At 53.0% G+C, this 26017-nt stretch carries 43 protein-coding genes; 7 read left to right on the top strand and 36 right to left on the bottom strand.

Going from position 1 to position 26017, the window contains the following annotated elements; translation table 11 throughout:
* Window positions 1-32 precede the first annotated feature (32 nt).
* The 21 genes from FA92_RS03095 to FA92_RS02995 form a co-directional block, all read right to left on the bottom strand.
* Window positions 33-458 carry a phage tail assembly chaperone gene (locus tag FA92_RS03095; protein WP_033782113.1) on the bottom strand — a complete coding sequence of 142 codons (426 nt, stop codon included), beginning with the start codon at window positions 456-458 and terminating at the stop codon, window positions 33-35.
* 3 nt (window positions 459-461) lie between these two features.
* A complete protein-coding gene (locus FA92_RS03090; RefSeq protein ID WP_033782110.1) occupies window positions 462-902 on the bottom strand; it encodes a DUF3277 family protein in 441 nt (146 codons plus the stop codon).
* Window positions 903-912: 10 nt separating this feature from the next.
* The gene (locus tag FA92_RS03085) at window positions 913-2058 is read right to left on the bottom strand and encodes a DUF3383 family protein (protein ID WP_033782107.1); all 1146 of its coding nucleotides are present in this window, start codon (window positions 2056-2058) and stop codon (window positions 913-915) included.
* A gap of 3 nt (window positions 2059-2061) precedes the next feature.
* On the bottom strand, window positions 2062-2619 hold the full coding sequence (locus tag FA92_RS03080) for a hypothetical protein (RefSeq protein ID WP_033782104.1): 558 nt from the start codon (window positions 2617-2619) through the stop codon (window positions 2062-2064).
* Window positions 2600-2983: a hypothetical protein gene (locus FA92_RS03075; RefSeq protein ID WP_033782102.1), complete on the bottom strand. Its 384-nt coding sequence runs from the start codon at window positions 2981-2983 to the stop codon at window positions 2600-2602. Before FA92_RS03075 ends, FA92_RS03080 begins: the two co-directional genes overlap by 20 nt.
* Window positions 2970-3473, bottom strand: a complete 504-nt coding sequence (locus FA92_RS03070; RefSeq protein WP_033782099.1) for a hypothetical protein — start codon at window positions 3471-3473, stop codon at window positions 2970-2972. The genes FA92_RS03075 and FA92_RS03070 overlap by 14 nt, the downstream gene beginning before the upstream one ends.
* On the bottom strand, window positions 3470-3874 hold the full coding sequence (locus FA92_RS03065) for a DUF4054 domain-containing protein (RefSeq protein WP_033782097.1): 405 nt from the start codon (window positions 3872-3874) through the stop codon (window positions 3470-3472). Before FA92_RS03065 ends, FA92_RS03070 begins: the two co-directional genes overlap by 4 nt.
* A complete protein-coding gene (locus FA92_RS03060; protein WP_051926446.1) occupies window positions 3840-4220 on the bottom strand; it encodes a hypothetical protein in 381 nt (126 codons plus the stop codon). The genes FA92_RS03065 and FA92_RS03060 overlap by 35 nt, the downstream gene beginning before the upstream one ends.
* Window positions 4221-4256: 36 nt before the next feature.
* Entirely contained in the window at window positions 4257-5195 is a 939-nt protein-coding gene (locus FA92_RS03055; RefSeq protein WP_033782095.1) for a DUF2184 domain-containing protein, read from the bottom strand.
* Between the two features lie 14 nt (window positions 5196-5209).
* Window positions 5210-5704 carry a hypothetical protein gene (locus tag FA92_RS03050; RefSeq protein ID WP_033782093.1) on the bottom strand — a complete coding sequence of 165 codons (495 nt, stop codon included), beginning with the start codon at window positions 5702-5704 and terminating at the stop codon, window positions 5210-5212.
* An 11-nt stretch (window positions 5705-5715) separates the two neighbouring features.
* Window positions 5716-6957, bottom strand: a complete 1242-nt coding sequence (locus tag FA92_RS03045) for a DUF2213 domain-containing protein (RefSeq protein ID WP_033782092.1) — start codon at window positions 6955-6957, stop codon at window positions 5716-5718.
* A gap of 2 nt (window positions 6958-6959) precedes the next feature.
* Entirely contained in the window at window positions 6960-7697 is a 738-nt protein-coding gene (locus FA92_RS03040) for a phage minor head protein (RefSeq protein ID WP_033782091.1), read from the bottom strand.
* On the bottom strand, window positions 7657-9129 hold the full coding sequence (locus FA92_RS03035; RefSeq protein ID WP_033782089.1) for a DUF1073 domain-containing protein: 1473 nt from the start codon (window positions 9127-9129) through the stop codon (window positions 7657-7659). The genes FA92_RS03040 and FA92_RS03035 overlap by 41 nt, the downstream gene beginning before the upstream one ends.
* 2 nt (window positions 9130-9131) lie before the next feature.
* On the bottom strand, window positions 9132-10748 hold the full coding sequence (locus FA92_RS03030) for a bacteriophage TerL protein (RefSeq protein ID WP_033782087.1): 1617 nt from the start codon (window positions 10746-10748) through the stop codon (window positions 9132-9134).
* Window positions 10749-10750: 2 nt separating this feature from the next.
* On the bottom strand, window positions 10751-11224 hold the full coding sequence (locus FA92_RS03025; RefSeq protein ID WP_033782085.1) for a DUF2280 domain-containing protein: 474 nt from the start codon (window positions 11222-11224) through the stop codon (window positions 10751-10753).
* 31 nt (window positions 11225-11255) lie between these two features.
* Window positions 11256-11915, bottom strand: coding sequence for a putative metallopeptidase (locus FA92_RS03020; protein ID WP_051926444.1), 660 nt, complete (start codon window positions 11913-11915; stop codon window positions 11256-11258).
* Window positions 11916-12503: a hypothetical protein gene (locus FA92_RS03015; protein WP_033782083.1), complete on the bottom strand. Its 588-nt coding sequence runs from the start codon at window positions 12501-12503 to the stop codon at window positions 11916-11918.
* Window positions 12504-12509: 6 nt separating this feature from the next.
* Window positions 12510-12758 (bottom strand): hypothetical protein, encoded by a 249-nt coding sequence (locus FA92_RS03010; protein ID WP_033782082.1) that lies wholly within the window; start codon window positions 12756-12758, stop codon window positions 12510-12512.
* A gap of 225 nt (window positions 12759-12983) precedes the next feature.
* Window positions 12984-13280, bottom strand: a complete 297-nt coding sequence (locus tag FA92_RS03005) for a hypothetical protein (RefSeq protein ID WP_033782081.1) — start codon at window positions 13278-13280, stop codon at window positions 12984-12986.
* Entirely contained in the window at window positions 13277-13621 is a 345-nt protein-coding gene (locus tag FA92_RS03000; RefSeq protein ID WP_033782080.1) for a hypothetical protein, read from the bottom strand. The genes FA92_RS03005 and FA92_RS03000 overlap by 4 nt, the downstream gene beginning before the upstream one ends.
* Window positions 13618-14085: a glycoside hydrolase family protein gene (locus tag FA92_RS02995; RefSeq protein ID WP_033782079.1), complete on the bottom strand. Its 468-nt coding sequence runs from the start codon at window positions 14083-14085 to the stop codon at window positions 13618-13620. Before FA92_RS02995 ends, FA92_RS03000 begins: the two co-directional genes overlap by 4 nt.
* 696 nt (window positions 14086-14781) lie before the next feature.
* Between FA92_RS02995 and FA92_RS02985 the strand changes: the two genes are divergently transcribed.
* Window positions 14782-14967: a hypothetical protein gene (locus tag FA92_RS02985; protein ID WP_033782076.1), complete on the top strand. Its 186-nt coding sequence runs from the start codon at window positions 14782-14784 to the stop codon at window positions 14965-14967.
* Between the two features lie 238 nt (window positions 14968-15205).
* Here the strand turns inward: FA92_RS02985 and FA92_RS02980 are convergent, their stop codons facing one another.
* The 15 genes from FA92_RS02980 to FA92_RS02920 all read right to left on the bottom strand — a co-directional run bounded on the left by FA92_RS02980 (window position 15206) and on the right by FA92_RS02920 (window position 21979).
* A complete protein-coding gene (locus FA92_RS02980) occupies window positions 15206-15829 on the bottom strand; it encodes a hypothetical protein (RefSeq protein ID WP_081917099.1) in 624 nt (207 codons plus the stop codon).
* The gene (locus FA92_RS23210; protein ID WP_139016379.1) at window positions 15819-15947 is read right to left on the bottom strand and encodes a YlcG family protein; all 129 of its coding nucleotides are present in this window, start codon (window positions 15945-15947) and stop codon (window positions 15819-15821) included. The genes FA92_RS02980 and FA92_RS23210 overlap by 11 nt, the downstream gene beginning before the upstream one ends.
* Before the next feature lie 190 nt (window positions 15948-16137).
* Window positions 16138-16716 (bottom strand): recombination protein NinG, encoded by a 579-nt coding sequence (locus FA92_RS02975; RefSeq protein ID WP_033782075.1) that lies wholly within the window; start codon window positions 16714-16716, stop codon window positions 16138-16140.
* Window positions 16709-17230, bottom strand: a complete 522-nt coding sequence (locus tag FA92_RS02970; protein ID WP_033782074.1) for a hypothetical protein — start codon at window positions 17228-17230, stop codon at window positions 16709-16711. The genes FA92_RS02975 and FA92_RS02970 overlap by 8 nt, the downstream gene beginning before the upstream one ends.
* Window positions 17231-17498: 268 nt before the next feature.
* Window positions 17499-17639 carry a NinE family protein gene (locus FA92_RS23200; protein WP_239780546.1) on the bottom strand — a complete coding sequence of 47 codons (141 nt, stop codon included), beginning with the start codon at window positions 17637-17639 and terminating at the stop codon, window positions 17499-17501.
* A 16-nt stretch (window positions 17640-17655) separates the two neighbouring features.
* Window positions 17656-17952 carry a hypothetical protein gene (locus FA92_RS22945; RefSeq protein WP_033782072.1) on the bottom strand — a complete coding sequence of 99 codons (297 nt, stop codon included), beginning with the start codon at window positions 17950-17952 and terminating at the stop codon, window positions 17656-17658.
* Window positions 17949-18383 (bottom strand): recombination protein NinB, encoded by a 435-nt coding sequence (locus FA92_RS02960; RefSeq protein WP_033782070.1) that lies wholly within the window; start codon window positions 18381-18383, stop codon window positions 17949-17951. Before FA92_RS02960 ends, FA92_RS22945 begins: the two co-directional genes overlap by 4 nt.
* Window positions 18355-18552: a hypothetical protein gene (locus FA92_RS02955; RefSeq protein ID WP_033782068.1), complete on the bottom strand. Its 198-nt coding sequence runs from the start codon at window positions 18550-18552 to the stop codon at window positions 18355-18357. The genes FA92_RS02960 and FA92_RS02955 overlap by 29 nt, the downstream gene beginning before the upstream one ends.
* Entirely contained in the window at window positions 18549-18845 is a 297-nt protein-coding gene (locus tag FA92_RS02950) for a hypothetical protein (RefSeq protein ID WP_033782066.1), read from the bottom strand. Before FA92_RS02950 ends, FA92_RS02955 begins: the two co-directional genes overlap by 4 nt.
* Window position 18846: 1 nt before the next feature.
* Window positions 18847-19314 carry a hypothetical protein gene (locus tag FA92_RS02945; protein ID WP_033782063.1) on the bottom strand — a complete coding sequence of 156 codons (468 nt, stop codon included), beginning with the start codon at window positions 19312-19314 and terminating at the stop codon, window positions 18847-18849.
* Window positions 19314-19538: a hypothetical protein gene (locus FA92_RS02940; protein WP_033782062.1), complete on the bottom strand. Its 225-nt coding sequence runs from the start codon at window positions 19536-19538 to the stop codon at window positions 19314-19316. Before FA92_RS02940 ends, FA92_RS02945 begins: the two co-directional genes overlap by 1 nt.
* Entirely contained in the window at window positions 19535-20416 is an 882-nt protein-coding gene (locus FA92_RS02935; protein WP_051926443.1) for an ATP-binding protein, read from the bottom strand. The genes FA92_RS02940 and FA92_RS02935 overlap by 4 nt, the downstream gene beginning before the upstream one ends.
* A gap of 3 nt (window positions 20417-20419) precedes the next feature.
* The gene (locus tag FA92_RS02930) at window positions 20420-21301 is read right to left on the bottom strand and encodes a replication protein (RefSeq protein WP_033782061.1); all 882 of its coding nucleotides are present in this window, start codon (window positions 21299-21301) and stop codon (window positions 20420-20422) included.
* A 78-nt stretch (window positions 21302-21379) separates the two neighbouring features.
* On the bottom strand, window positions 21380-21652 hold the full coding sequence (locus tag FA92_RS02925; RefSeq protein ID WP_033782059.1) for a CII family transcriptional regulator: 273 nt from the start codon (window positions 21650-21652) through the stop codon (window positions 21380-21382).
* A gap of 111 nt (window positions 21653-21763) precedes the next feature.
* Entirely contained in the window at window positions 21764-21979 is a 216-nt protein-coding gene (locus tag FA92_RS02920) for a helix-turn-helix domain-containing protein (protein ID WP_033782058.1), read from the bottom strand.
* A 41-nt stretch (window positions 21980-22020) separates the two neighbouring features.
* Here FA92_RS02920 and FA92_RS02915 point away from each other — a divergent pair, with 41 nt between their 5' ends.
* The 6 genes from FA92_RS02915 (at window position 22021) to FA92_RS02890 (ending at window position 26015) form a co-directional block, all read left to right on the top strand.
* Window positions 22021-22710: a LexA family transcriptional regulator gene (locus tag FA92_RS02915; RefSeq protein ID WP_051926441.1), complete on the top strand. Its 690-nt coding sequence runs from the start codon at window positions 22021-22023 to the stop codon at window positions 22708-22710.
* 560 nt (window positions 22711-23270) lie between these two features.
* Window positions 23271-23510, top strand: a complete 240-nt coding sequence (locus FA92_RS02910; RefSeq protein ID WP_033782056.1) for a hypothetical protein — start codon at window positions 23271-23273, stop codon at window positions 23508-23510.
* A 2-nt stretch (window positions 23511-23512) separates the two neighbouring features.
* Window positions 23513-24349: a hypothetical protein gene (locus tag FA92_RS02905; protein WP_033782054.1), complete on the top strand. Its 837-nt coding sequence runs from the start codon at window positions 23513-23515 to the stop codon at window positions 24347-24349.
* A 118-nt stretch (window positions 24350-24467) separates the two neighbouring features.
* Complete coding sequence (locus tag FA92_RS02900; RefSeq protein ID WP_197061482.1) at window positions 24468-24668, top strand: hypothetical protein; 201 nt, start codon at window positions 24468-24470, stop codon at window positions 24666-24668.
* A 19-nt stretch (window positions 24669-24687) separates the two neighbouring features.
* The gene (locus tag FA92_RS02895; protein WP_033782053.1) at window positions 24688-24867 is read left to right on the top strand and encodes a hypothetical protein; all 180 of its coding nucleotides are present in this window, start codon (window positions 24688-24690) and stop codon (window positions 24865-24867) included.
* Between the two features lie 146 nt (window positions 24868-25013).
* Complete coding sequence (locus FA92_RS02890) at window positions 25014-26015, top strand: hypothetical protein (protein WP_033782051.1); 1002 nt, start codon at window positions 25014-25016, stop codon at window positions 26013-26015.
* The last annotated feature ends 2 nt before the right edge of the window (window positions 26016-26017 follow it).

The raw sequence follows: 26017 nt of genomic DNA, 5'->3' as shown, positions 1-26017 counted from the left end.
GAAGTCTTCACCATCCGGCAGGGATTCAAGCGTCAGGCCGCTGAGTTGTCCGCAATCTCTTTGTCGGGGGCTGCGGGCAAAAAATTTCCAAGGCTGTCGCCCACCACCCGACCGACGATCTGCAGCATGCTCATCAGGTCGATGTCATCGAACATCAGCGCGCCCTGAACCATTACCGGTGCCCATACTTTGCCGTTCTGCCGAGCGACTACGGACAGACAGGGGAAGATGATCGCATTCGTATCTTCTTCACTCATCTCTGCCAGCGAGTCAGCAATTTTCGGTAGCGCGCTTTCAATGGCTTTATTCACATCGCCACCCTGCGCGGCAGCCTTAATGCCCTGAAAGTCACCGAGCATCCCGGCCAGAACCGGGAGCAACTTACGGGACACTTTCAGTTGGTCGAAGACGCTGAGCTTTGATGCGCGGTAGTTAACGCCTTTGATTTCAAATTCCATCGATTAAAACTCCCCGAGCACTTCGTCGATTTTGCCGCCGTCAAACACCCATGCGACCATTCCGGCAACCTTTGGGTTGTTCCAGTCTGGCTGGCGCTGGAATGCCGCAGAGCGAATGGTAACGATGTCGCCTGATGCTTTGTTTCGCAGCAGGAACACGTTGTTCCCCCACAGCGCCGAAGACTGGCTTTGCGCGTTGTACATCAGGGAAAGCTTCTTATTTACTGGCGAGGTTTTCTGAAGGTTGATGGTCACGGTGCCGCTCTTGCCAGCGTGCAGGCTGTGCATCGTTTCGCCATCCGCACCAATCGTCATGGTGTTTTTAGCCTCGGTCATCGTTACCGTGATGCCTTCTTCGGCGTTCGCAGAGCCGTAGCCAAGGTCAATTGAGCCGGTCGGGCCGGTCATGGACGCCGTGATGTCCATAAAGCTGTAGGTACTCATCTATATCCCCTTAGCGAACAACGTTGATCTGAACATCGGCGTAGTGAACTGCACCGGCCAGTTTGATAGCAGCCTGAATCAGCGGCGCGCGGCGTTTCTCACGGTCTGACTGAGCCTGTGATGATAGGGGCTGTGCGTACACGTAATAGCCCTTAGTCAGGGTGTCACCAGAAGTTATCTGGCCGATGTCACCGCCATTCCAGACACCCGGCGCGACCAGCCCATTCGAAACAGCCTGGTCGAGCGACATCTCAACGTTCGTGAGGAGGCGTGTGATACCGGCTTCTGTCTGCGGGATTTTGCTGGTTGATGTGTACAGCAGGTTAAACAGGTTTGTCTGCACGTAGTTCTGCAGCCAGTCCAGCCCGTGTCGCTCATCAAAGAAGTCGCCGTTGGACATCACGCCCTGCTGAAGGATTGCTGTGTCATTCGCGTAGTACACGTAGACGTTGGCATTCTTCGCATCAATTGCGGCGGCCTGTGCGCTGGTCAGGGTTTCATACGTCACGCCAGGTTCAGTTTTAAACTTGAGGGTGATCGTGGTGTTGTTGCCGGTGAAGTTAACGGTAAAGGCGCGACCAAACGCTGACAGCGCTGCATATTTGCTCTTCGTCGAATACTGAACAAACGTGCGGCTGTAACCGGCTGCTTTGAGGGTAGATGCCACATCTGAAGTGGTTGCCGAGTCGATAATGCCTGAATCAGCAGAAGTAACTGCGAATACGCGGCTGAGGCTGGATGCCTGAATAGCTGCCGCGGTCGCCGTAATCTCTGCAGGCGTCAGGTCGTCTTCATCAGCAATGCCGAGTCCATACCAGTTGGTGAACTGCAGTACTGCGCTGATCGCCTGCGCCAGCGTCTCAACACTTCCGGTTTCGCCCGTCGCCAGAGTCTTGGCCCAGCGGCCAACATAGACCTGTGATGGTCGCGGTGACTGTGAGAAGTAAATAAGCGCTGCTTCGTATTCCGGGCTGTCCTCACCGAAATCAACGCCGATATCCTCTGAGCTTGTATAGAGCCGGATTCGTTCTGACACAGGGATTACAGTCGATGTGCCGAGAATCAGCAGCGAGCCGAAATTACGACCCGTCGCCGCAGTGGGCGACATGATTACATCAACGTTCACAACGTTGGATACAGGTAAGCCCTGTGCCATAGATTAATCTCCAAAGAATGATACTGGCGCTTCGACCAGTGATTTAATGCCGTAGTCGCGGATTACCTTGCGGCGCAGGCGCACAGTGATGTCGTACCTGCGAACCCATTGGTTGTTGATTAGCTCGGGGAAGGCTGTCAGTTCACTGTAATCAGCAAGCGACAGCTCGTTTTGTTTGAGTGTTTCGTTGTTCTGTTCAACCGTCAGGCCGTCGCGAAACAGAGTGGCAATCGACTGGCTTTGCGGGCCATAGAAGGATGCGAGCGTTTCAATCACCTCATGCCGCCAGAGTTGATTACCATCGTCAGTCTGCCGGACGAACGCTGGGGCGTTATCAGCGGTGAAGCCGATGATTCCGAACCCACACCAGTTAGTCTCAGCCGAAGGGAGTGCTGCCTGTTTAGCCGTCCAGCGTGGTCGCACCATGCCAGCCGGTAATCCGGACAATGCTCTTGCCCACTGGCTAAGCTCGCGCTCCAGTGTCTCATCGTAGGCCTGTGTCGCGCTGATGGGTGTCAGAAAGCCGGAAGATGTGCTGTCGTTACTCACCTGGACCTCCATCAAATGGTTGAAGTTCGCAATGAGCCTGGACGAATCCCGCACCGTAGGCCGTGTATGGATCTACGAATGTGACCCGATACTCACGCCCGCGGTAGGTGACAATGTCGGCATCGATACCGGTGTTGCCGCTGGTCAGGCGGAAAACAGTCACAATCAGGATTGCGCCGTTAATCACCTGCCCGGCCTGCATGCGCCGGGCCTCCAGTGAGCGGTCAACCGTCACCACTCCACCAAATGGCGTCACCGTGGCGATATTGGTGGCAAAACCGTCATCATCGACGGTCTGGACATTTCGTTTAACGGTGAGGGATGTGTCGAGAAACTCAGGTGAAAGCAGCACGTCAGTTACATCAAGAGTCGGCATCTTTATCCCTCACGATGTGCGTGATTGAGCGGCGGTACTCGCCTGTGTCGATTAGTGGCTTATTACCGGTACGTCCGCGACGGAGGCGATTAGCGATCGTGGCATCCGCCAGGGGAGTGAAGCCGGTGATGGTGATGTATCGCTTCACGCCATTGGCGGCAACAGTCCCAGCACGATCCAGTGATGTCACCGCGCCCTCTGCATTTCCGTCCAGCGCCTTCTGAGCCGCGGCTTTCAGGTGAGGCAGGTAATCCTGCTCAACGGACCTAACTCCGGGTTTCAAATGTGGACGAGCCGGAATGTTTTGCTTGGGCGATCCGTTTTCATTGATATACCCGATGCCAGCATTACCAAACTCACCTTCACTGTCACCCTGACGCTCATCCTTGCTTTCAGGGATGCCCACCAGAACATCCTTGTTCGCGAGGGTTTTAAGGGCGTCCAGAATGCTTTGCGCTTTGTCAGCACGAACCGTCAGGCCTGATTTCATAGCTGAATCCCGCCATACCCGAAGTACTGCAGCATCTGCCAGAACTCAGCCCCGTAGCGTGAGAAGTTCCAGAAACCCGCATCAGCGTTTAATGTCGAGCTGTTGTCATAACTCACGCTGACCTTATCGACTGACTTGGAAGCAACTACGCCACTCGTAGCACCGCCGGCACCACCCAGGACCCCGGCGGCAGTATCAGCTGCGTTCAGCACCATGTAATGCGCCACGAACAGCTCCACTAAGTAGGGGAACATATCCCCCATAGCAGAGCCATCAATGAGCAAGTCGGCGAGATTTAGACGGAACTGAATTACTGCGTCGGGGTATTTGGTGGCGTCAGAGAACTGCGGGAAGTCGCGGCGGAAATCACTTACTGTCGGCAGGTTTTTGTTTCTTGCCATCGTCGTTACCTTCCGGCTCCGGATCAATCACAGGCTGCTGCAGCGCTGCCAGTTGAGCGGTCAGGTCAGCAATGATTTCGTCTTTCTCGGTTACTGATAACTGCAGGTCACCGATGGACTTATCCTTGCCTTCCAATTGCGCGGTCAGGCTGTCGAGCTGGGCCTGAAACTCCTTGGTGTCTGCCGGCGCTTTGGTTTTGCCAGTGACATCGGCATGCGCGGCGACAAACCAGTGATCGGCAACCTTGTCGTCAACAGTGTGCTCACCAACGCTGAACTCCTGCGCCGTGCCGTCTTCGCTGTTGAACTTGAACGGGGTGTGCACTCGAATGGTCTTCTTAGCCATTACATTCTCCTTAATGCCCCTTTCGGGGCGGATAGGTTAGATGCCATCCATATACGCGATGGTTTCCGGGTACGGAGATTCAACAGCGCCCAGCTTGCCGTAGTACGTGGTCAGCTGGTAGATGCCGCGATACTGAACCGGGATGTTCTGCAGCGGAACCATCGGGAAGCGTACGAACTTCTTGTCGTTGGTGTAGGCCATCATGCGGTCAGTGCCGCCAACGCCAGCGCCTTTCAGCCACTTCACAGCACGGATATTCAGTGGCGTGCCGTTCTGATGGAATGCGATGGTGTTGTTCTGCAGGTAGGTCAGCAGTGACTGGTTACCGGCAGATGAGACGATGATGCTCGACAGCAGAGCGAACTGCTCTGGTGGCAGCAGCAGGTCACGCGGAACGATGGTGTAACCGGTGGCTGCCCATGCATTCGACAGCAACAGGTTGATCGAGGTACGGATTTCATCGGCAGTAGAGGCTGCCCACGTTTTCGGCGCGTTGGTTACCGCAGCACCGGCGTAGTTAGTCAGGCCTTTAACGCCCAGCTGACTGTCACCGCGATATACCTGCTCATCGGTGTCCATGTTCCACTTCAGCTGCATGCCGTCGAACTTCTGGGTATCCAGCGGGCGGCCAACTTTAGCGGCGGCAGCCAGTTCGACAACGGTCCAGCCCAGCTCCATGCCCCATAGGGTCAGCGGGAAGCCGGTTTTAGAGATGTCGACGTTAACACCTGCGATTGCAGTGGAGTCTTTGCCGATCCAGTTTTTACCAGCCGGGTTAGGTGTACCCGCGGCAGCAAACTGAGAGTTGGTGAAAGAACTGATGTCATCAGCGATAGACACATCTTCGCGCAGCTCGATATCGCGCGACCAGGTGTATCCCACCAACGGCATATTCAGGTTCTGGTCAAGACGCTCAAGCTCGCCAACCAGGAAAGCGCCAGAACCGTCAACGGTGGCTTGGTCAAAAGTAAACATATTTAGCGGTTCCCTTAGATGTTGTAAGCGACTTCAGCGTTGCCAGCGGCATCGCCTGCACCGGTGAAGGAGGCGTTAGGCAGCACGACAGTTTCGCCGGTGACTGCTGCGCCAAGAATTGCACCCAGCGGGCTTGCGTCGGTCGGATTGGCATTGCGGACATAGACCGCCCCACCCTTAACCAGGCCAACTGCGGTGCTGCCGATGTTCACGGTCATGTAACCGCGCTTCATCACGTCGCCGGTGAAATTCTTCCCGGTACCAACCTGACGGACCATGTCTGGCGTCAATGTGGTTGGATATGGGCGAACGTACAGACCGGTAATCACAGTGGCGGCATCAGATGCGGCCAGCGGGATAAACTTGCCATCTGCGCTGTCTTTACCAGCCACGCCATAGGCAGCGAAGACGTTGGATGAATCGATGATCACCGGCTCGGTGGTCAGGTCCTGAGGGCGTGAAATAGCCCCGGCGATGCCTACTGGCATCCGGTACAGATATGCAACCATGGGTTTATCCCTTATTTTTTCCAGTGAGCGGCGAAGGCTTTGTTGAGAGCAGCCGGTGAGTTTTTGTTGGATGAATCGTAGAAAGCAGCGCGAGAGGTGGTGACCGGCGCAGCGTTACGTGATTTAGCGATTTCACTCGCAGACACAAACACGGCATCCAGCGTCGCTTTTGGCATTTTGCTGAAGTCAGGCGTGGCACCAACCAGCGGCGCAAGCAGCGCCTGACCCTCTGGTGTTCTGAATGCTGCGTCCATGGTGGAGCGTTTAAACGCCGCCAGCTTGCCGCCTTCAGGTAGCTTGACGCCAGGCATGATGAGTTCAGCACGCGCCACAACGCCCTGATGGTATGCAGCGTCAGTGGTGGCCTTCTTCTTCTCTTCCTCTTCGTCCGGATCGGAGTCAGTGGTTGCGGTAGAGGCAGGGTTAACCAGCTGCTGAACCAGTAATGCCAGAGCATCAACTTTCTTCTCCAGCTCGCCGATACTCATGGCGCCGCCACTTTCACTACCTTCTTCATCGGTAGTCAGGCCGCCAAGCTCACGCTCTTGTGGCAGTGGCTGCGCCGGGTTAATGGTGATGTTAACTGCCCGTGCCAGATCAAGGCTTGGCTCGACCAGTTCTGATGGCGCATTGTCCACCAAATCAGCCAGGCTATCGGCATCCTTGGTTTTAATGGCCCGCTTCAGCTGGCTAAGCCAGCCCTGATTTTTGGTAGTCATGAATGTGCTATCTCCAATTGAACAGCGAATGCCTGCACGACCATTGGGTACGCTCGCACAGTGGTTACCGATAATTGTGTGTTGGCGGGCCTGACCGGGTGCCTGCTGCTCATACTCAGCGTCATAGCCCATCGATATCTGGTCCTGACCGTCCATCACCTTCTGAATGCCTTCAGCAGTCTTGATATGGATGTCACCCAGCATTAAATCTGACTGGTCGCCAGTGCCGCGCCGGACGTTCTGTATGTGCCCGTGCGCGTGCTCTTTCCAGTTGCCGGGATTGACCATGTCTTTCGGGTGGCCCAGCGTGAATGCCATGCCTTCGAATGAGGCGAGTGTTTCTGGCCGGAACACCTCGTCAGCGTCGCGGGTGACGACAATCTCACCATCGTCATCACCAACGATGCCGGGCAGCTCGCTTTCGTCATATACCTGCGCGCCGATACGGGCGATCGGGACGTCTTTGCACAGCAGGGAGCCATCGGCCATCTCAAATCGAGTGTTTCCGAGGCGGGTGGTGTAGAAATATTGCATCGTTAGGCCTTAACCCTGACCCTCACAGATTTCCCTTTAACTGAGGCGATATTTAATCCGTCGAGAGTCTGGCGAGAGTTGGAAGCAAATACATTTGAATGAGGGAACACAACCTCTGGGTAGCATCGACAATTTGGAAACTGCCCTGCGTGCCCAACCATCCCATCAAGCGTTGGGGGTGAGTCCCATCGGACATACTTCCCATTCATCAGGTCGTGAGAGTGACGTACATCTCCATCTTCAGATGTCCGCCAGATATATCCCTCTGATCCGATTGCGGTTGAGCGAGCCTGCGTGATAGCGGTGGATGCGCGCCCAACCTCAGTCCGGGCAATTGTGCGCGCCCGGGACTCAGTGACTTCACCCGTACGCATGATTTCTTTCTTCAGCTCACTGGAGCGCTTGCCGGATACGACAGCCTCAATCGCCTGATTGTGAATGTCGTAGACCCGGTCGGCGGCTTCGAGCGGCAGTGACTTGAACAGCTTCACCTGCTCCTGAATGATGCTGCGGGTGACCATCCCCTGACTGCCCGCCATCAGGTCACGCAGGCCGGCAGAGATTTGATAGGAGCGCTCGCGCCACATCGCATCATCGGCAATCTCCAGCGTGCTGATGAGCCGATTTGATACCGCTTCAGCCCATGGCTCAATCAGGTCGGCGTAACGCTCCAGCCTGTCCATAATGTCGGTGACGCTGTCATTTGAACCATCGTAAGAACCCTCGACTATCGCGCCCACCGCCTGCGCTATCTGTCGTAGCTGTGTTCCCAGTTGCCTCTCGGCGCGCTTCAGGTTCGGCGGCTTCGACGTTATCGAGGTCTTTCTCGCTCGGCGGCGGGAGGTCACTGGCATTATCAATATCCTCGTCGCTGATGGTTGATCCGATGCCGGTTACGCGTGCCGTTTCCTGCAGATGCATTGCCCCGGCTTTTTCAGTCATCAGCCCAGCATCAACAGCCTGAACGGTTGCGGCCACAACCTTCGTCGCGGTGTCAGCACGCTCGCTGTCTGGTGTCTGCCACAGCTCGTTAAACTCGAAAGTGAAGTCATCAGGCAGAGGTGTTGCGAACAGGCTCATGTGCAGAACCTGAAACAGCTTGCGGATGGGGCGGCGTAACTTGCGCTCCTGCTGGGTAGACACGTTGTCGTAGTAATTAGCCAGGTCAGTGTCACCTGTAGAGAAGCCGGCAGGAGACTGCCCAAACAGACGCACCAGTGGGATGCCGAAAGCGCCTGACACCTGCTGACCAAACTGCGCCAGCACGTCACTGAGACCGGCATAGGAGTATGTGTGCGCCTCGAACTTATCTGCGGCGTCCATAATCGTCATGCCTTCGTTGCTCTGGTACTCGCGAATCATGTCCATGTGCGACATCAGCCCCTTGAACATCGGGCTGTCTTTACCCATCGCTAACAGCTTACGCAGGCCTTCAATGCTGTAGGTGCGCAGGTGAGCCTTATAGACCAGCTGAGCGACGCCAGTGGTCGTGGAGTCGAAGGCCAGTAGGCGATCGAAGCAACGTTCAATCACCGACATGCCCCAGTCGTTCTCAGTCAGGCGCTGCTGATACGGTAACGGGATACCGTCAAACCGAATCAGCCGGGAGTGGTGAATGCGCCACGGCGGGATGCCGGTAGCTGACGTCACGACCTTGTAGAACTCTGGCATGCCGAAGTCCGGCCCCAGCTCACTCACCCGGCGCTCCGTCATGGCATTGAGCATCCAGCGGTCCATCACCATCACGCCTTTAAACGAGTCTTTGGCAATAGCCTCGACACGAAGCGGCGTTGAGTAGTTCTGTCCGTCAATCAGGATGACGCCAACAGCGCCACCGTAGAGCCGCGCCCACTTCAGGGTGTCGTTGAGTGATTCCCACAGGCCCATTTCATCCCATGCGTGGTCAAGCTGCTTCTTGCGGCCATCTTCCAGCTTGGAGGTGATGGTCACGCCCTTGCGGGTCATGTCATCAGGAATAGCATCAACGCCTGCACCAACCAGCCATGATGTGCGGTAGGCCTGCTCAATCAGCAGGCGGTTGCGGGACGTCCAGTTATTGCGGTAGGTGCCAGCACCGGACTGGTTCGACTCATTGACGCCCATCCGGGCAATGAAGTTTTCATAGCTGTCACGCGTTGGTACAGGCTGCGACATGCTTTCTGTTTCGGACATATTCAGCCTTTCCCAAGTTGCGCCCAGATATCGAGCGTGGTTTCCATAGGTGCATAACTGATCATCACTGAGTCAGCCAGGTTAGGTGACTTGGTGCCATCTGGCTGCTTGTCCACGACGATTTTCCCCACTCCGTTAATTGAGTAGGTCGGCTGGGATAGTTCGATGATTAGTTTGTCTTTATTGTTGATGCCGCTGCTGAGCGAGATAATTTCATCAGGATTGAATTCCATCCCGTTAACAGCGCGGAAAGTGTTTCTGAATAACTTACGGAGGTGCCACCAACTCTGTGCTTTGGAGTTGGCGAAGAAGTCTTTGTTGAGTCGAGATGGCTGCCCGTTGTCGCCTTTGACCGCCTCACCTTCAGGGTCGAATACTGAGCCGCTCCCCCGGAATGGGGTTGCGAGGATATATGGCCTGCCTTCAGGCTGGCGAAGCTCGTTAATGGCTTTTGCATCCCCACGTACGCCGGCGCCCAAACCATCCTCATCAAATCGAAATTCCTCGAGGTTGTTGTGATCGCACAGGCCAAAGACCTTCACTACAGAGCTGTAAATGTCACTGCCAACACCGGACCACTCATCAACCTCTTCAAGAAGGAATCCGTAGCGGCGTGCAAAGGCGTTTTTATCTCTACCTTCGTCTGCGACATCCATCGCGCCCAATCTCTTGCCAGTTGGCGAGATACCTAGCTTAATGTGAGCATCCACTGCGGCCTGCACCCACTCGTTAGGGATAAGCACACCTTCAGCTGACGCGGAGTAGTTGAGGTCCAGCTCCTGAGCCACCACAACCGGGTTGTCAATCTTCGCGCATTCTTTCTGATACCAGGCATCATCTTTGCGCGGGTCGCTTCGCCAGTGAAATGTGAATACCGGGATTCGACCGCCGTGGCGCTTCTGTGCGAATGGGTTCGACATTCCGTTTACGGATGAAAGGTCGATGCGGCAGCGAGTTGTTTGCGATAGCGCAGCATCAATGAGTAATGGGCGCTGCAGAAACGCCGCCTCATCCACGAAATACAGCGTGGTACGGTCACCACGGCCAATATTGTCGCCTGCCTCGCCCTTCAGCACAGCGCCTGTATCGGGGAACTCAACACGCATATAAGGGGCGTGTTTCTTCTCGCTCCAGCTTCCACGGAACTCAACCGGCAGCGTTTCGACAAACTTACGCGCCTTCCAGAATAGGGCCTTTGGGTCACCAGTGCTGTCTACGTACTCCTCTTTACGGGAGCCGAAGCCAATCACCATTTCTTTATTGAACAGGCAGAGAGAGCATGCGAGGCCAATTGAAGTCCAACTGAGGCCCATCTCACGGCTCTTTTCAGTGATGCCGTTCTCCATGCTGCGACGTCGGTCCATTATCCAGTTGATCCACTCTTCCTGCTTCGGGAATAGCAGAAAAGGGATTGTTACAGGCAGGCCATAATCGAGGTTTCGCGGGTCTGTTGTCATACCCCAGTCGATAATGAACTGTGCTGGATTGTCCCGGTAAAAGGCCTTCAGCGCAGGCAACATCGCGGGATTAGCGCGGATGCGCTGAAGCCTCTCCATTCTCCACTCAAAAACCTGAGCGTAGTCCGGTTTTTTGAAGTCGAAAGGGAATGGAATTGGCATATCTAACCCATCAGTTTTTTGTAGTGCTCAGCAGCTTCTTGAGGTGACATAGTGGTGTTTTCGGTTCTTATTGGAGCGCCATCCTTGCCAGTGCTCTCCACGCGCAGTCTGTTTGTGTAAGTATCACCAACTTCCCGCGCAGCCTGCTCAATCAACTGAGCGGTCATAGATAGGTTTTTCATACCCTCTGCCTTCGCTGCCATGCGATCAAGGACGCGTAACCGGTAGGCCTTATTTGCTATCGGGATATCGGATATTTCGTTTTGAAATCTAAGGCGGGTACTCTCGAACAGGTCAATCCATTTTTGGCTGAGCTTAGCAGCCATCGCATTTCCGGGGCTGTACTGAGACACCTGTTGACGGGATACCTGAATATTGAACTCAGCCTTTACAAGCTCAATGACTTTTGTTGGCGTCTCAAAGCACGCCAGAGACTGCACGATGAAGGCTTTAACCTCTGTCGATAATGCTGCCACAGGCTACCTCCATGACAATCTGAATAAAGCGTTATGCCAGCTTCATGAGGCATGTTCCGCATGCTCTGGCTACATCGAGGTGGGCCACCGCAGCAGGCTTGCTGGCAGCTTCCACTAATTGCTGAACGTCTGAGCTGGCTCCGTATCGACGAACAACACCAACAAACTCTTCAACATCATGTCCGCGCATGGTCAAAACTGGCTGGCCCTCTTTATTGAACTTGGGTGCGCCAAATTCATCCTGAGCTTGTCCAATGTGATAAAGCTCATGTTCAACCAGTGCGCAGAAGTCGAGGTCGCTACACTCGGAGCAGTAATCACCCGCAAGAGTTATGATGAATCGCGGAACCTCTCCGAACCAGTCGTGCATCTGTTGTTGCATTCTTGCCTTCTGCCAGCCACCTGCCCGCATAGCGACTTCTTCAGCTTGCCCTAATACGGTCCTGCCCTGCTTTGTGAAGGCACTTGATGCCCACATGAAGCGGATGTCGGCTTCTAAGAGATGGCTGTGGTCTGGGTTGTGTAAGAATCCATCTTCACTGAGGATGTTTTCATTAATCCAATCAGATAATTCATTAGCAGGCGCAAGACTGATGTGGGGATGGAATGCTGAAAGAAAGTCTTGCCTGGGTAGGGGGCGCTGAGTTGATTCACCAGCAAACAGCCCTTGTTTGTCGGTGAGCTTTGCCATTTAATTTCCTATTACGAACATGCTGAATGCCGCTTTAGCCGCTGCGCTCTCAAATGGCCCACTCGATAGCAGCAGTGTACCTTTGGATTGCATGACAGTGACGTTACAGCCAGTTGTGGTTATCTCTGACGCCTGCCCCTGAATGAGTTGCTGACCATTCCAGATTGGATTAGGTAGCACCACAGGGGGCGTTGAATATTTCTTTGCAAAGGTAATGGCTACCTTCTGGCCGGCAGTCGCTACTGAGCCTGCGACAACTTCAAGCTGAACAGGGGCTGCATTGGTCTCTGCGTCACCTTTAGGGATGCCGAAATCGACTGTGTAATCCGGAGCCGTTCCGCCGAGAGTTACGGTTGCCGCGCTACCTGCAGCGAGTGTGGTCACCTTCCCAATCTTCAGTGTCGGGCTGGTTCCGTCTTTACCGGCCGGCAGGCTGAAGTTAATCACCTGTGCTGGCGCATCACCGGTTATCTCTACCGCGGCTTTGCTGCCAGGTGAAAGCGTGATGACGTTGCCCACTGATAGCTTGTTTGGTAGAGGTTCACCCGGTTGAGTGCTCTTTTGCTGCTTGCCATAGTAAACGGTCATATGGCCTCACATAGCGAAGATGGTTACCGGATCGCCTGTCGGTGATATGACCCACACTACAGACGGCTTGGTGATGCTCAGGGAATCTGTCTCTACCCTGCCCAGCGCATTATCAGCTGGAGACTGCTGAGGCTTATCCGCATTAGTGGTGTCGAGCACCCACAAATAGCCATTGGCAATCTGCGCGTCTAAATCTGCGGTGCCGTCCGTCAGCTGCACCCACTTTTTACGAATGGTGATTTGCCCATTTACCATTATGTTTCTCCACATACTGTTGAGCATTGTCAGAGGCATCTGGAAAAGTTAATGCCTCTTGCAATGCCTTACAGATTTACTGGCTTACCACACAGAGCAACCCACAGGTCGTTATGCGTGTTGATTGCCCTTACGGTGCGAACGTCCATCACATCAGCATCTTTGCCGTGCGTCCTGATTGGAGCGTCCTGAGTGCAGAGTGAATCGACTGTCTTTGTCGGGGCTTTAGTCGTCTGAGTTGAATTGTGACTGGCGCAGCTTGTCGCGAGCAGCGGCGTCAGACAGAGAAGCATTGTTTTCTTTAACACTGTTGGCCTTCTCCGTATTGATTGCCTGCACCTTAGCCACATCACTAACCTGCTGTGACTCAACCTTTGCCGCTTCCACATCAGCCTTTGCCTTCTCTTCAGTTTTCCCTTTTTTCTTACCGCCAAAGTAAGCAACCACGCCAGCAGCAATGAGAGCGAAGAAGGCGAGAACATAATTCCAGCCGCCTGCAAAAAGATGAACGAGAGTTGTCATGGCTGGCCGTCCATTTGCTGTTTGCGATCGCTCAGTTTGCGCTGCCGGATGAACTGAGCAATAACGCCCAGAGCGACAATGAAGTAGCTCACGTACTGCGCGATGTTGACCGGCAGCATGGCTTTGAGGTCAGGCGGCAACATATTCCAGGCGGAGATAATCGCATCAGGCGCGGAGGCAAGGTAGACGCCCAACAGCGTACCGGCACCAGTCAGCCAGACTGACCAGGCGCGAAACAGCAGTCGTGCATGGGCTACGAACTCAACCGAGCTGTATTTACGCACCAGAAGCACAATGGCGATCACAACGATAACCACGGCGAGGAAGGCGATAACGTTCATATCTTCCCCTTGTAGATATCGTATGAGCCGGTACGCATCACTTCAGCGTGGCGACGCGCGCGGCCGGGAGTCTGTTTAGCCCAGAGACTATTCAGCATCCCCTCTGCCGCACCAGTGAAGTTGCCATTTGAAATCATGACCAGCGTGTTCTTGAAGGCTGCCAGCCCATCGACGCCCATCTGGTAAGCCATGCTGTACAGCACATCTGCACGAGCTGGATTGCACTGCTTCAGGGCTGCGTAGATTGCCGGTCGGCTGTTCATGTCCAGCACCTTCTCATCCACGATCGCCTGCTTCCACACATCCCCTACTTTGCGGGGAACGCGGAAGGTGTAGCTGCTGAGCGGCGCACCTTTGGGACCGATACGGATACCACCGGCCACCGTGGGAAAGCCCTGAGTGTCGAGATAAGGTGACTCTACGTAACCCTCTTCAAAGTTGAGGATCGGGATTATCAGACTCATTTGCCGGACTCCATCTCATTTGACTCATGCGCTCTTCACGCCGGTCTCGCTTACGCTGGAAGTGAATGTTCACAATGAATGTCGCGATAGCCAGAATGAAACCGCCCACAGCTAACCACTCGTTTAGAGACATGCTCCCGGCAAGGAAAGTCGCCCCCGACGTTGTATACGCCGCGGCTGTCGTTACTTTGTCTGCCATAGTTTTCATATCCACCTCCAGGACTGGAGGCTCGCTTTTAGGAATTGATGAAATTGTGAACTGAGCGAGCCAGGTTAGAATTCTTAGTGTCACGTAAGAAACCTTCCTGAAACTCCTCCGCACGATTTACATCCGCTGTGTTTGCAAAAAAGATGCGCTACGCCATCAAGGGGAAATCGCTTCTGGTGTTGTATGGCGCGCGCAAAACGAAAAAAGCCCACCGAAGTGAGCCTTAATAATTCTTTGAATTTGCTGTAGAAGCGCAGAGAAAACACTTGCGCTTAGATGTAGGTTAACCTACAATGTATTTCATCAGCAGGACGCTGAAACGGGAAGGCCTCTACCGAAGCAGAGGCCAACATGAGGTAAGGGTTATGATGAAGTTAATCATCATCCTGATTGTTCTCTTAGTGATTAGCTCGCCAGCTTACTAAGACAGTCAGGCGGAGGGGAGAAATCCCCTCCAACCCCACCCCAGATTTTAGAGTGGTGACGTTATGAAATCAACTAACGACGATCGGCAAAAACGTAGTGATGAGAAGCGCGGCATGAAGGTAAAGGGCATCAAATTGCACACCGACACAATCGCGCTTCTGGAATCACTGGCAGAGCAAACAGGACAGCCTCAGTCAGCTGTAGTGACTAAGGCTTTGGCGATGTTTGCCGAAAGTATCAAATCTTAATCGTGACTTCGCAGCAGTTAGGAGCAACTATCCCATGGAAGGGATAATTTTATGCTTATACCCTGCAGCGGATAATAAAAAAGCCCCGACGACTGGTGAGGTCGCGAGGCTTCTTGGCATCCACATTTATGCAACTGACCGGTAAAGCCGCGATCTGTTCGCTTTACTTCCCGATCATGCCGTTAATGTGCCAGGTTGCTTGCCCTTTGTCTTTGTCATTTCGTGCTATTTTGTATAATCACGCAGCGATTTTAAGAATCTCCTTCTCCATTTCTCGTTTAATTGCGTAAAACATTTCTCCTTCGAGTATATCCATGGCCCATTCCATTCTGTTTCGGGCTTCCTTGGGTGAGATGGCGCAGTAATAAATCAGTGATGAGCCGATGTTTTGCACGCTCTTGCGTTTGCAGTAGCGTAATCTTGCTACGTTTCGAAGCGGGTTGTCCTTACCAAACGTCTTTACCATGACTGATTCAACAAAGGCGGCATCATCTGATTCTTTGGCGAGAGCGATGATGTTTGCCGTTGATGATTGAGGGATAAGCAGGTCACGCGCCTTGCGGAACAGCTCTTCACCGCGCAGCCCTTCACAATGCAGCTGTGACACGATTTTCTCTATCTGCCTGCCCTTCTGCTCACTCCATTCACAGCGCATCATCAGGCGGCCAATCACGTTTACCTCTGCTCGGTCGTAATCTTCCCCGCCCAGGTGATCGCCCCATACCCCCAGCAGATGACGCACCCATGCCTGCTGTGATTTGTTGATGGTCTTCCAGCCGTTGCCGAATAACCGGCGCATATCCGCTGCGGTTCTTACGCCTGACAGCCTGACGATTTGCTGATAGTCACGCTCAATGCGCATGCTTAACCCCCATCATTTTCGCCGTATTGCGGATTATCCGGTAGTTGATCTCGTACATGCCGCGCATCTTGAGGATGCGGAGCCTGAGCCACTTCTCTCTGAGGTATTCGGTCACCATGTTGTGTGCTCCCCGGTGCCGCCGCAGCGCTGGCAAGGCTGCCGCACTATTTCTGCCGTCCCAGCCCGGTTAAATGCTGGGTAACAAGCGACATCACCGCGCCCAAAGCAGATGGCACACTTCACCTTTGGCGTGAATCTGTTTTCAGCCATTCTTTTGCGTGACTCTTCCAGGACTTCCTGAAATGTTTTCATGCTGCCTCTCTTTGTTTATTCAGTTCACGCAGAGCCGCCCTGTAACGCGCTCGTATCGCGTCCAGCTCTTCTCTGGTGTATCGGTGAGGTTCGTTGTTTGATTCGAGCGCCAGAACGCGCTGAAGGCCGATTTTGGTGATGAGGTTGATGCGGTATGGACTGATGTTGCCTGACTGATGCGTATTGCACGCACTGCACTGGCTGTGAACATTGTCCTCGTTGAAACGTAACTGCGAAGCCGATGCTGTCGTCCGAAAGTGTCCAGCGTGATAGCTGACTGCTGTTGTGCTCCCGCAGCTGATGCAGATATTCCCGTCCCGCGCCCGTATGTAGTCGTTGAATGCCCGCTGGGTCATGTTCATCCAGTGGCTTAACGGCTTCACATCGGCTTTGCGTTTGTTCCATGCAGCACGCTCCTCTTTCTCCAGGCGCTTTTGCTTGCGCTCGGATAACTGGTTAGCGAGTTGGATGGCACATTTGGGAGAACAGACGGTTTGGAGGCTATTGCGGGGGAAAAACTTTTCAGGACAGCATTTGCATTTCTTAGGCTTCGGCGGCTTGATGCCTTTAGCCATTGGCAGCCTCCTTGGGTGCAGGCAGACCATCGTAAATTTCTTTCAGGTGTCCGCGAATATCCATTCGACGAAGCGCGCTGAACATCATGTCGCACTCAGCTTGCTTGTTCGCTTGGAATGGTTTTGATAGCGTGTTAACCCATAATGCATTTCCGGGCCAACCATGCACCTTTTTAACTCGGCCTTTAACCACATGAAGTAAGCCCCATCCATCGGGTAAATCTACAACATCTACAATGCCCGGCTCACTAATCATGAAGCGCCAGTCACCCATGCCCTTCGATGGATCGATGCGGAATGGCTTTTTACGGTCGGCGTGCAAGTCACTGCGTGAGCATTTTGCCTCCACCAAGCAGGATGCTCCATTTCGAAATCCGATGGCGTCCGGCTGCTCTCCGTAAGCAGTCCATGCGCGGAACTTATCGTGGAAGGCTACTTTGAATCCGTTGTTTTGTAGAAATTGGCAGGCGATATCGCAAAGCTGGTCGTGTGTTAGTTTAACAACTTCTATCATGGCTCTCTCCGCTCATCAAAAAGTTGGGGTCCTGCATCAGGCTTATTTCGCAGCTTGTGCAGCAGTACACCACTGATTCTGGAAGCGCCGCAGAACAGAAAACGCACACAGAAGCAGATGGCTCGCCAGCGCCAGTAGGCAGATTTGACAGGCTGGTCCCGTTCGTGGTCTTCATAGCGGTAATCTACCTCGCACGATTCGCAATTTTGGCCGTAGTGATACTTGTCTTCTGAGGTGAGGATGGTGTGGCATCGGCAGCAGCGTTCTTTCATCGCGCCCTCCGGAGCCGGTCCCATTTAGCCTGCAGCAGCCCGCCGACATAATCGAAGGTGCTTACCTGGCTGGCTGATGGGATTGTTTTAGGTGTTCTGCGGCGTGGTTTGGTGTGGTAGACGGCGTGGTTTTCCATTCGCTCCCAGAGGGATTTAGTGCGTCGCATGATTCCCCCTTGCGGCCTTAAGCAGTTCATTCAGGGTTGCCATCTGCTGGCTGACACCAAAGCCTGCCTGCTCATTTGCCAGTCGGTAGCGGCATGCGTTGTTTCTTCCGCCCGTGATGTGCTCCCGGATGACGTGATGACCGCCACAGAGCGTATTGATGACATTCGATACGTTGGCCCGATTGGTTCGGCACCGCTTGCATACCGAATCGACGATTTCAAACGTCTGATGCCAGTTTCCATCTGATAAAACATCCAGTACCGCAGTTTTAACTTTGCTCATGCTGCACTCCCGAATCTTCCTGCCCATTCAGCCGCACGCGCTGACTCGTCGCTGAATCTGACGTTCTGCTCGGCACCGAAGGCATGGATTAAGGTGATTAAATCTCGCATCTCACTGACGCGCATTTTGCTTGTTGACTGGCCCAGCACCACAAAGCCGCCGTTAATACCCGGCACCGTCTCCTGCCCTTTCAGGCTGGCGCTGAATATGTGCTTCCAGCTCTCTGAGTCGAGTTTCTTCCCGTACCAGACCACCTGGCTTGATACGTCATGCAGGCAGGCCCAAAGCATGCGGTTTTGCGCAAGGCTTCTGGTGTCTTCCTGGATGGTTACCTGCAGAGGTTTTTCGGGATTGGCGGGGAGTTGCTGGATGGCGCTGATGCAGTTCTGTCGGATGTTGCTGTCACGCAACAGGTAACGTTGAGTCTCCATCGCGTTTTTCTCGCTTTAATGCGTCGCTGAGTAACTTCCTGATGCCGTGGCTCAGGCACATTGAGTCCGGATAGCGTCTGGCAAAGCTGCTGATGTCATTTGCCAGCTTATCCAGCTCAGCGTCTGATATGACGTGCTCAGAGCGTTTTAAGGGGATTACGTTGTTCATGGTTTACTCCAGTAATCTTCAAGAGAAACTCCGAGGCGGTGCAGCCAGTCAGCCAGTTTCAGCATCGTCTCTCGCTCACTTAAGCCTTGAGGAAACCCATCAAGTTCAACGGTTGGCGTTATTCGCCCATAAGCGTCGCACTCAATAATTATGTTTTGCTCAAGCGTAGTTTTCTGGATGCTGCTTGAGTGCTTAACCTGGTACACTGACCTGCTCGTTTGCTTTTTGGTGTCCAGCTTGAAGTCGACCAGCGCTACTGAATTTCTTTTGTTTAACAGTCTCGTCCAGCCCATATCACTGCTCTCCGTTCTGATTGGTGGCCCGCTCCGGAATGATGCGGTAGGCGATGATGTCGATGCCGCTTTTTACTGGCTGATTACGCCATGCAAAGTCTTGCGCTTGGCGCTGATCTAAACGTCCGTTGCGTCGCTTAACTTCAACCCAAGCGAGGCTATCTACTGGCGGGAGTGCCCTCTCACCATTCCAGTGTAACCACTCACCCTCACCCTGCTCCTGCCGCTCAAACTTGCAGTCGCATTCGATTAGGATTTGTTCGCCCCATGGCTGTGTTCCGCCGCTGTCCATCTCGCCGGTGCCATTGCATTTCGTGCATCCCCGCTCCTGCTGCTCCAGTATGGGGAGTGCAATCTCATAAGCCTGAATATCGTATTCATCGCGAATAGACATACCTGGACCTTCGGCAGCCATCCACTTGAAGCCTTCGATAACGCTTTTGCACTTCTCTGCGGTTAGCTTTTTCATCAAAATCCTCCCCGTTTCTGGCCTTTGGCTGGCTGTTGCTCATCTTCCGCATCAACCATCAGGTCATGCGCTTCCCGCGCCAGCATGTCGATAGCATTCAGGTGCGCCCGGAACTGCTCAGGCTTCAGGTCGCGCTTCTTAGCCAGGTCGATGATTGCCAGTTGCAGGTTACGGGCCTGTCGCATCAGCGGCGTGTCAATTACCAGTTGAGTTACCTGTGTCATGCGGCACCTCGTGAGCGGTAGGATTCCCAGGTGAAAGCGAGTGTGCAGCCGCCTCCATCGTTCATACGGTCGATTACGCGCTCACCGATGAATGCGGTCAGCTCTTCAAGTGGGAGGTTGCTGATAAGAATCGTTGGCTTCATCTGCTCGTAGCGGGTGTTTATCACCTCGAACAGAATCAGCTTTTCAGCCTCACTTCCGAACTGAACTCCCACCTCATCGATGATAAGCAGGTCGGGATCCGTGTAGGCGCTAATGACCTCGTACTCGGTCTGCTCGGCGTTCTTACCCCATGTTGATTTGAAGGCGCGGGCGACACGTAACGCCGTGGTGAACATGGCTGAGTGCTGGTGCTCGTTGATGACGTGCTTTGCGATTGCCAGGGCAAGGTGATTTTTACCTGTGCCAGGCTTGCCGCACATGACCATCCCGCCACCCTGCTTTCGCCGGTCGGCCCATTTTGCTGCGTAGGCTTTGCAAAGCTTCAGGCAGCGCGCGGCATCCTGATTTGCTGGCTCGTAGTTATCCAGTGTTGAAGGCGCAAAGCGCTGTGGCAGGTTCAGGTTCCCCATGAGGCGCATGATTTCGCTTTCACGTCGACGGCGGGAGATGCTGTCCTCGTCGCTTTTCAGTCTGGCAAGCTTCTCTTCCAGGCATTTCTTGCACTCGCTCTTGGTGATCATCTCCTTGCCACCAATGCCAATGCTCATTTTCCGGCATCGCTGCTCGAATGCTCCATGCTTGTCACACACTGCCTGAATGAATTCGAAAACGGTGTTTTCAATCTGCTTCGGGGGCGATGAAAGCTCATCGAGTTGACGCTGAACCTTTGCGATCTTCTCGCGGGTATCGCTGGCAATCTGGTTTTCGTAGCTCATGATTTACTCCTGCGCCCAGGAAGGCATTTGAGTGTGACCGTAATCTTTCTCGTTAAACCGCTCAGCAACTGCTCTCGCTGGGCCACTATTCTGGCGAGCCGGCGCCTTGGCCTGTTTAGGTTCAAACAGTCCGGTCCAGCCATTAGCGATGCTGTTGTTGATGATCTCTTCAGGCGAATGACCATTCGCATGACACCGGCTTAGCAGGTTGAGCGCCTGAGTGACGGTTTGCTTAGATTTGATTGCCTGCTTGATATCCCTGCGATATGAGACCCATGAAAACCACAGATCTGCAGAAACGCATTCGGGCAATGCGACATCCATCGGGTCGAAAGTTTTTGCCTTTGGCTTTTCAGCCGATTTCACTTCATCAGGCTGGGGGACTATAGGGGGTTTATTAATATTGTCTTTCTTGTCTTTTGAAGAATGTCTTTTGTGTGTCTCTAATTTCGAGACATCCGAAGTCTCTAACTTAGAGACATTTGAAGTCTCTGACTTAGAGACAAAATTGCTAACTTGGAGACACTTGCTGAATTGCCACGCTGAGACCTCCTTGTTAACACCGATTTGACTCCCTTCAACTATCAGACACTTCATTGAAATCAGCTCCTTTTTAGCCTTGTTCACGTTCTGCCGTGACAAGCCGGTAACCTGAGCAATCTGCTCATCGGCAATGCGATCTGATTTCTTGTTGAAGCCATATGTTTTACGGATGTAAGCCAGCATGAGCTTCAACTGACGAGCTGTTAAATCGGCGCTTGCGATAGCCTCCAGTAGTTCGTTAGCGACTCTGGTAAACCCATTATCGGTATCGACCACACGGCGCTCCACGGCCTCTGTATCAGGCCTGATTGGTGAAACGTTGTCGTAAGCGAGATTACTCATAAAGCACCTCGCCACTGTTTACATATCCAGTTCTTCCTGGCATACTTTTCTCCAGTTATTAGTTTCCGCTAATCGCTATCAGGCCGAGAATGAGTTACCGCTCATCTCGGTCTTTTCTTTTCCCATCGCAGCCGCAACCGCTTGCCGGGCTACTTCTGCAATCAGGCTCGTTTCCCACACCTTCTCCAGCAGCACGAAAACCGTTGCCATATCGCGCAGGTTTAACCGGCTTACCTTCGATTCATGCCATCCGGCCTCATCAGCCAGAACGCGCTGGCCTTTGTGAGTCAGGCGGCTGCGTAATTCTGTTTCTACTTCGTTGATCAACTTGCTATTTCTTGCGTGTTCCATAATTGATAATTTCCATGCAGGTAAATGATTGCGTGACATTGCGGTGAGCAAGTCACTACGTTTGTGGGGGCCGAAACAGCCTCCGGTCAGATTGATAAAGAGCGGTGTTGCTTAAGAAGCTGCTAAGAGTTCTGCCAGGTCGGGGCGGATCTCATGAGGTTTAACTTTTCCCTGCGTGGCTTTGGCGATTGCCATCACGTATTTGGCATCAATGCCGCCGCCGTGAAGCCAGCGCCAAACAGTTGGCTGCTTTACGCCGCACAGGGCAGCTAACTTCTGCTGGCTGCCAGCGATGTTTACAGCTCGTTGGATAGCTTTGTTGGTCATGTGCAATTCCTTTACGTATTATCACAGTGAGAATAATAGCAATGAGTATCGGTGAAAGCAATAGCTTTCCGCATTTGACGGTTAATACGCCTAGCTATAAATTGCCTGGTATGAATAAAACTCTCGCAGAAAGACTGGCTAAGGCCATGCAAGAACGGGGAATGTCACAGGGTGCTTTAGCAAAAGCTACTGGCGTTGCTCAACCTACCATTTGGCGGCTCGTTAACGGCAAAGCTAAGGGCTCTTCACGCCTCGTAGATATAGCAAGGGCGCTTTCAGTAAGCGTCGAGTGGCTTGCTAATGGCAGCGGCCAGATGAATTCTGAGGAGAAGATGACCTATCCTCAGCAGCCGTCGAATGAAATGAAGCTGGGTGGGGTATTCCCCGTACCGATGTTCGGGCCTGATAATCAGCAAACCACTGATTATGTTTATGTGCCTAAATCGGTCGAGAGTGATACTTGCCGCGCATATTTGCTTGAGAGAAACAGTGGTTGCCTCGAAGCACCTGCGGGAACGGTCCTAGTCATTGATACAGCTGAGAGGCCCGGTAATGGCGATCTGGTATACGCTCAGGTCAATGGATCTTACTCGGTCTACAAGTTTGTCGATGGCGGCTCTACTGGCTATTTATCCGTTGATGACGAGCGAGTGCCTTTGGTTCCAGCGCTGGAGTCATCGGTTGTTGGCGTAGTGGTCTTTCTCCTCCGCGATCTAAAGCGCAAAAAGTAATCCTCCTCTTTTTTCGGGGGGGTGTATTCGATATACCCTCCTTGCCTATTCCTAAGCAAAGCCGTTGCCATACCCCCTCCCGTTTTGTATTTAATTCAACTAGTTAAGCTGAACGCCTAATGCAGCCACTGTTTATCCGAACAGTGTTTTCATAGTGAAACACATCCTCCTATAAATCAAGTTAACCATTGCTGTTTTTTTTAAATTCCTTCCAATTCCATAGCCTGATCGCATCAAAAATGTAATTTTTTTCTTTTTCACATCATTAGTTTATGTGAATTGCTATTACTTTTTTACTAATACGTATTGCTATGGATAATACGCAATGCTATTGTTTATCCCATCAGCAGGGCGCTGGCAGGCCACAGGGAACGGAGTGGCAGGTTCTTTAACAATAGAGATTGAGACTGATTCGGTCTCACCAAAGTGAAGTTGGCTTTGGACTGGCGTGTCGTGGAGCTTAGGCCTAGCAGTACATCGGGCCGAACTATGAAGCGACTTGAAATCCGGAAACATCACAGGTTCCGGCGCCAGTACCTAAGCCAATTACCGGAGGCAACATGAACAATAAGCAACGCAAGAAGCTGCAGCGCGCAGTAGAACACAGGGCAATGAAGATGCAGCAGCAGGGTTTCGAACGTCGCATCGTCAGCACCTTATCCAGCTGCAACCAGAGAGTCGAGAAGGCTTGCTCCTCCCCTTCTCTGCGTGACAGGCATGAGAGCACATCAGTGTGCTTGCCTGAGATTGCATTATTCAACGCGGGTTACCGCAAATCAGAAAGCATTACAGCGAGGTAGTTATGGAAACCAAGTTTTTATCGGATGGACGCAAAGTTGTAATCGTTGGTCAGTTGAACAATACCGAGACCATCGTTCAGGAAGTATTCGTTACTCAGGCCGGTGATGAGTTGCCTGGTGGTGAGCGATTTGTGGTTAAAAGCCTGCATGACCAGCCAGTTGAATCATGGCTTTCTCGCGAGAAGGCCAAGCAAGAGAAGTCTCTGGCTGATGCTAAGTTGAAAACCGAGCAGATCAATAAGGAGATTGGAGATTTACGAAACACTCTCAGCTTTTGGAAAGGAATGGTTAAGCAGGTAAGAGCCTTTTCTGAGCATATCGATGAGGCGGATTTAGACCACTTCTCAGATGTAATGACCGGGCAGGTTCGGTTTGCTATCAGGCGCGATTACAGCCTTCCCTCCATTGAGAGATTCGAAGATTTTATGTCATCAGTTGATAACTACTATGGCCGAAAAAATTTCGAAGGCATCAAGATGCTATCGGTATTAGGTAGCTCCAATGGTGACATTGCGCTGCGTGTAAATCGCTACTCAGACGGCAGTGGCGGCAGCGATACGGTTGAGTTTTACAAGACTATCGAGGAAGCCAGACAGTGCGTGAAGCGCATAGCTTTGGAGCGACTGAATGGTAATGGTCTGAGCATTGATGAAGTTAAAAAGTGCCGAAACATGGGAATCAACTTCAGCCTGGACGAGATGAAGCTAATTAGAGATCGCCTCTTTGCCTCGTCAGAAAGAAATCGCGCTCACTATCAGGAGCAATTCGATAAGCATGTCGAGCAGATTGAGAACGGCAAGCAAACCATCGAGAAGATGCTAAACGAAGCAATTAACTAGCCGCCACTGAGCGGCTTTTTCACATCTGGAGGCACCATGTTAATCGCGTCTGATTATGCATTTGGGTGGTTTGTGTTTGGCGTGCTGATGGTGCTGGGGTTTATAGCAGGAGGTTGAGATGGAATCCAAAGGCATGTCATGGAGTCAGGCGCTGCTGGCAATGGAAGATGGTAAGCGCGTACGAAATGAATACTTCACCCGCGAAGAATACTTCGAGATGCGGCAGGGAAGAATTTACGCCGAAGACGGCTGCTCAATGCGCGGATGGTTTCGTGGTGAAGATTGGCAGAAAACAGGCTGGTCAGTTGTGGGCCAGTAACCACTACAGGAGAAAGAGGATGGAACTCAAAGGATTATCGCCATTCATCATCAGGGGTTTCATCACTGAAAACAGCAGTAGGTTTATTGGATTTTGCAAAGACGAAGCCATGAGTGAAGAGGACTTCATCAAGCTGCTAGAAGATGTGGACTTCAACGAAATAGTGACTCCAGAGCTTTTAGCAAAGTTCAGGCTGTGAGTGACACCGTAAAGCTGTCTGCTTAGGCGGCTTTGAGGTGCTACGCACCAACGCTGAGTTTTCAGCAGGATAGATAACCAGAACGTTTCATCCTTATGGGAGCCGCAATGGCTCCCTTCTTTTTGCCCAGAATTCAGGAGAAGGAAATGACTGAGACAACCGATTTAGCAGTGCTGGAGATTAAACCTGAACAGGCTCCGGCACTGTATGTACCTAACGGCCTCGACGCTTACCTTGAGCAGATTCGCCAGCTCGCCGCCGAAGTGCCTGACGTCAGCACCAAGAAAGGCCGGGACCGTATCGGCTCACTGGCGCGCATGGTCGGCTCAAGTAAAAAGGCCATTGAAGAGCCTGGACGCGCATACCTGAAGCACCTCAAAGAGGCGGTTAAACCTGCTGAAGAGGAGCTTCGCCGGTTCACTCGTGAATGCGACACAATCCGCGACCAGATTCTTGCCCCTCGAAATGAGTGGGACATTGAACAGGAGCGCATCGCGGCAGAGAAAGCCGCTGAAGATGAGCGCCTGCGTATCGAAGCCGAACAGAAAGCGGCTGCAGAAGCCCTGAAAAAGCAGATTGAATCCGATCATGAAATGGCGCTGCTGCTGAACGATAAATTCGACCGCGATGCTGCAGAAGCGAAAGCCGAAGCAGAGCGCCAGCGTGCCGCACACGAAGAAGAGATTCGCCGCCAGGCCGCTGAGCAGGCTCGCATCGAAGCAGAGCAGGCAGCGCGGCGTGAGCGCGAAGCAGCGGCAAAGCGGGAAGCAGACCTGCAGGTCGCCAAGGAAAAGGCTGAGGCCGACGCTAAAGCTGCACAGGAGCGTGCAGAACGCGAAGCCAGAGAGGCGCAGGAATGCGCTGAGAGGCAGGCACAGGAAGCGCGTGAGAAGGCTGAGCGTGAGAAGCAAGCCGCTATCGAAGCTGAGCAGCGCAAAGCCCGTGAAGCCGAAGCCGCCCGCCTAGCTGAAGAAAAACGCATTGCTGATGAAGCCGCCGCCCGCGCAGCTGATGTAGCGCACCGCAAGGCAGTTAATAACAAGGCACTGGCTGACCTCGTTGCTGTCGGCCTGACAGAAGAACAGGCGCGCACCGTAATCACGGCGATCGCCAAAGGCGAAGTTACCGCCATCCGCATCACCTACTAATA

This window comes from Pantoea sp. 9140 (genome assembly GCF_000745295.1).
Classification (GTDB): Bacteria; Pseudomonadota; Gammaproteobacteria; order Enterobacterales; family Enterobacteriaceae; genus Pantoea; species Pantoea vagans.
Note: the sequence above shows the minus strand (reverse complement) of the source record. Positions and strands in the feature narration are given on the sequence as shown.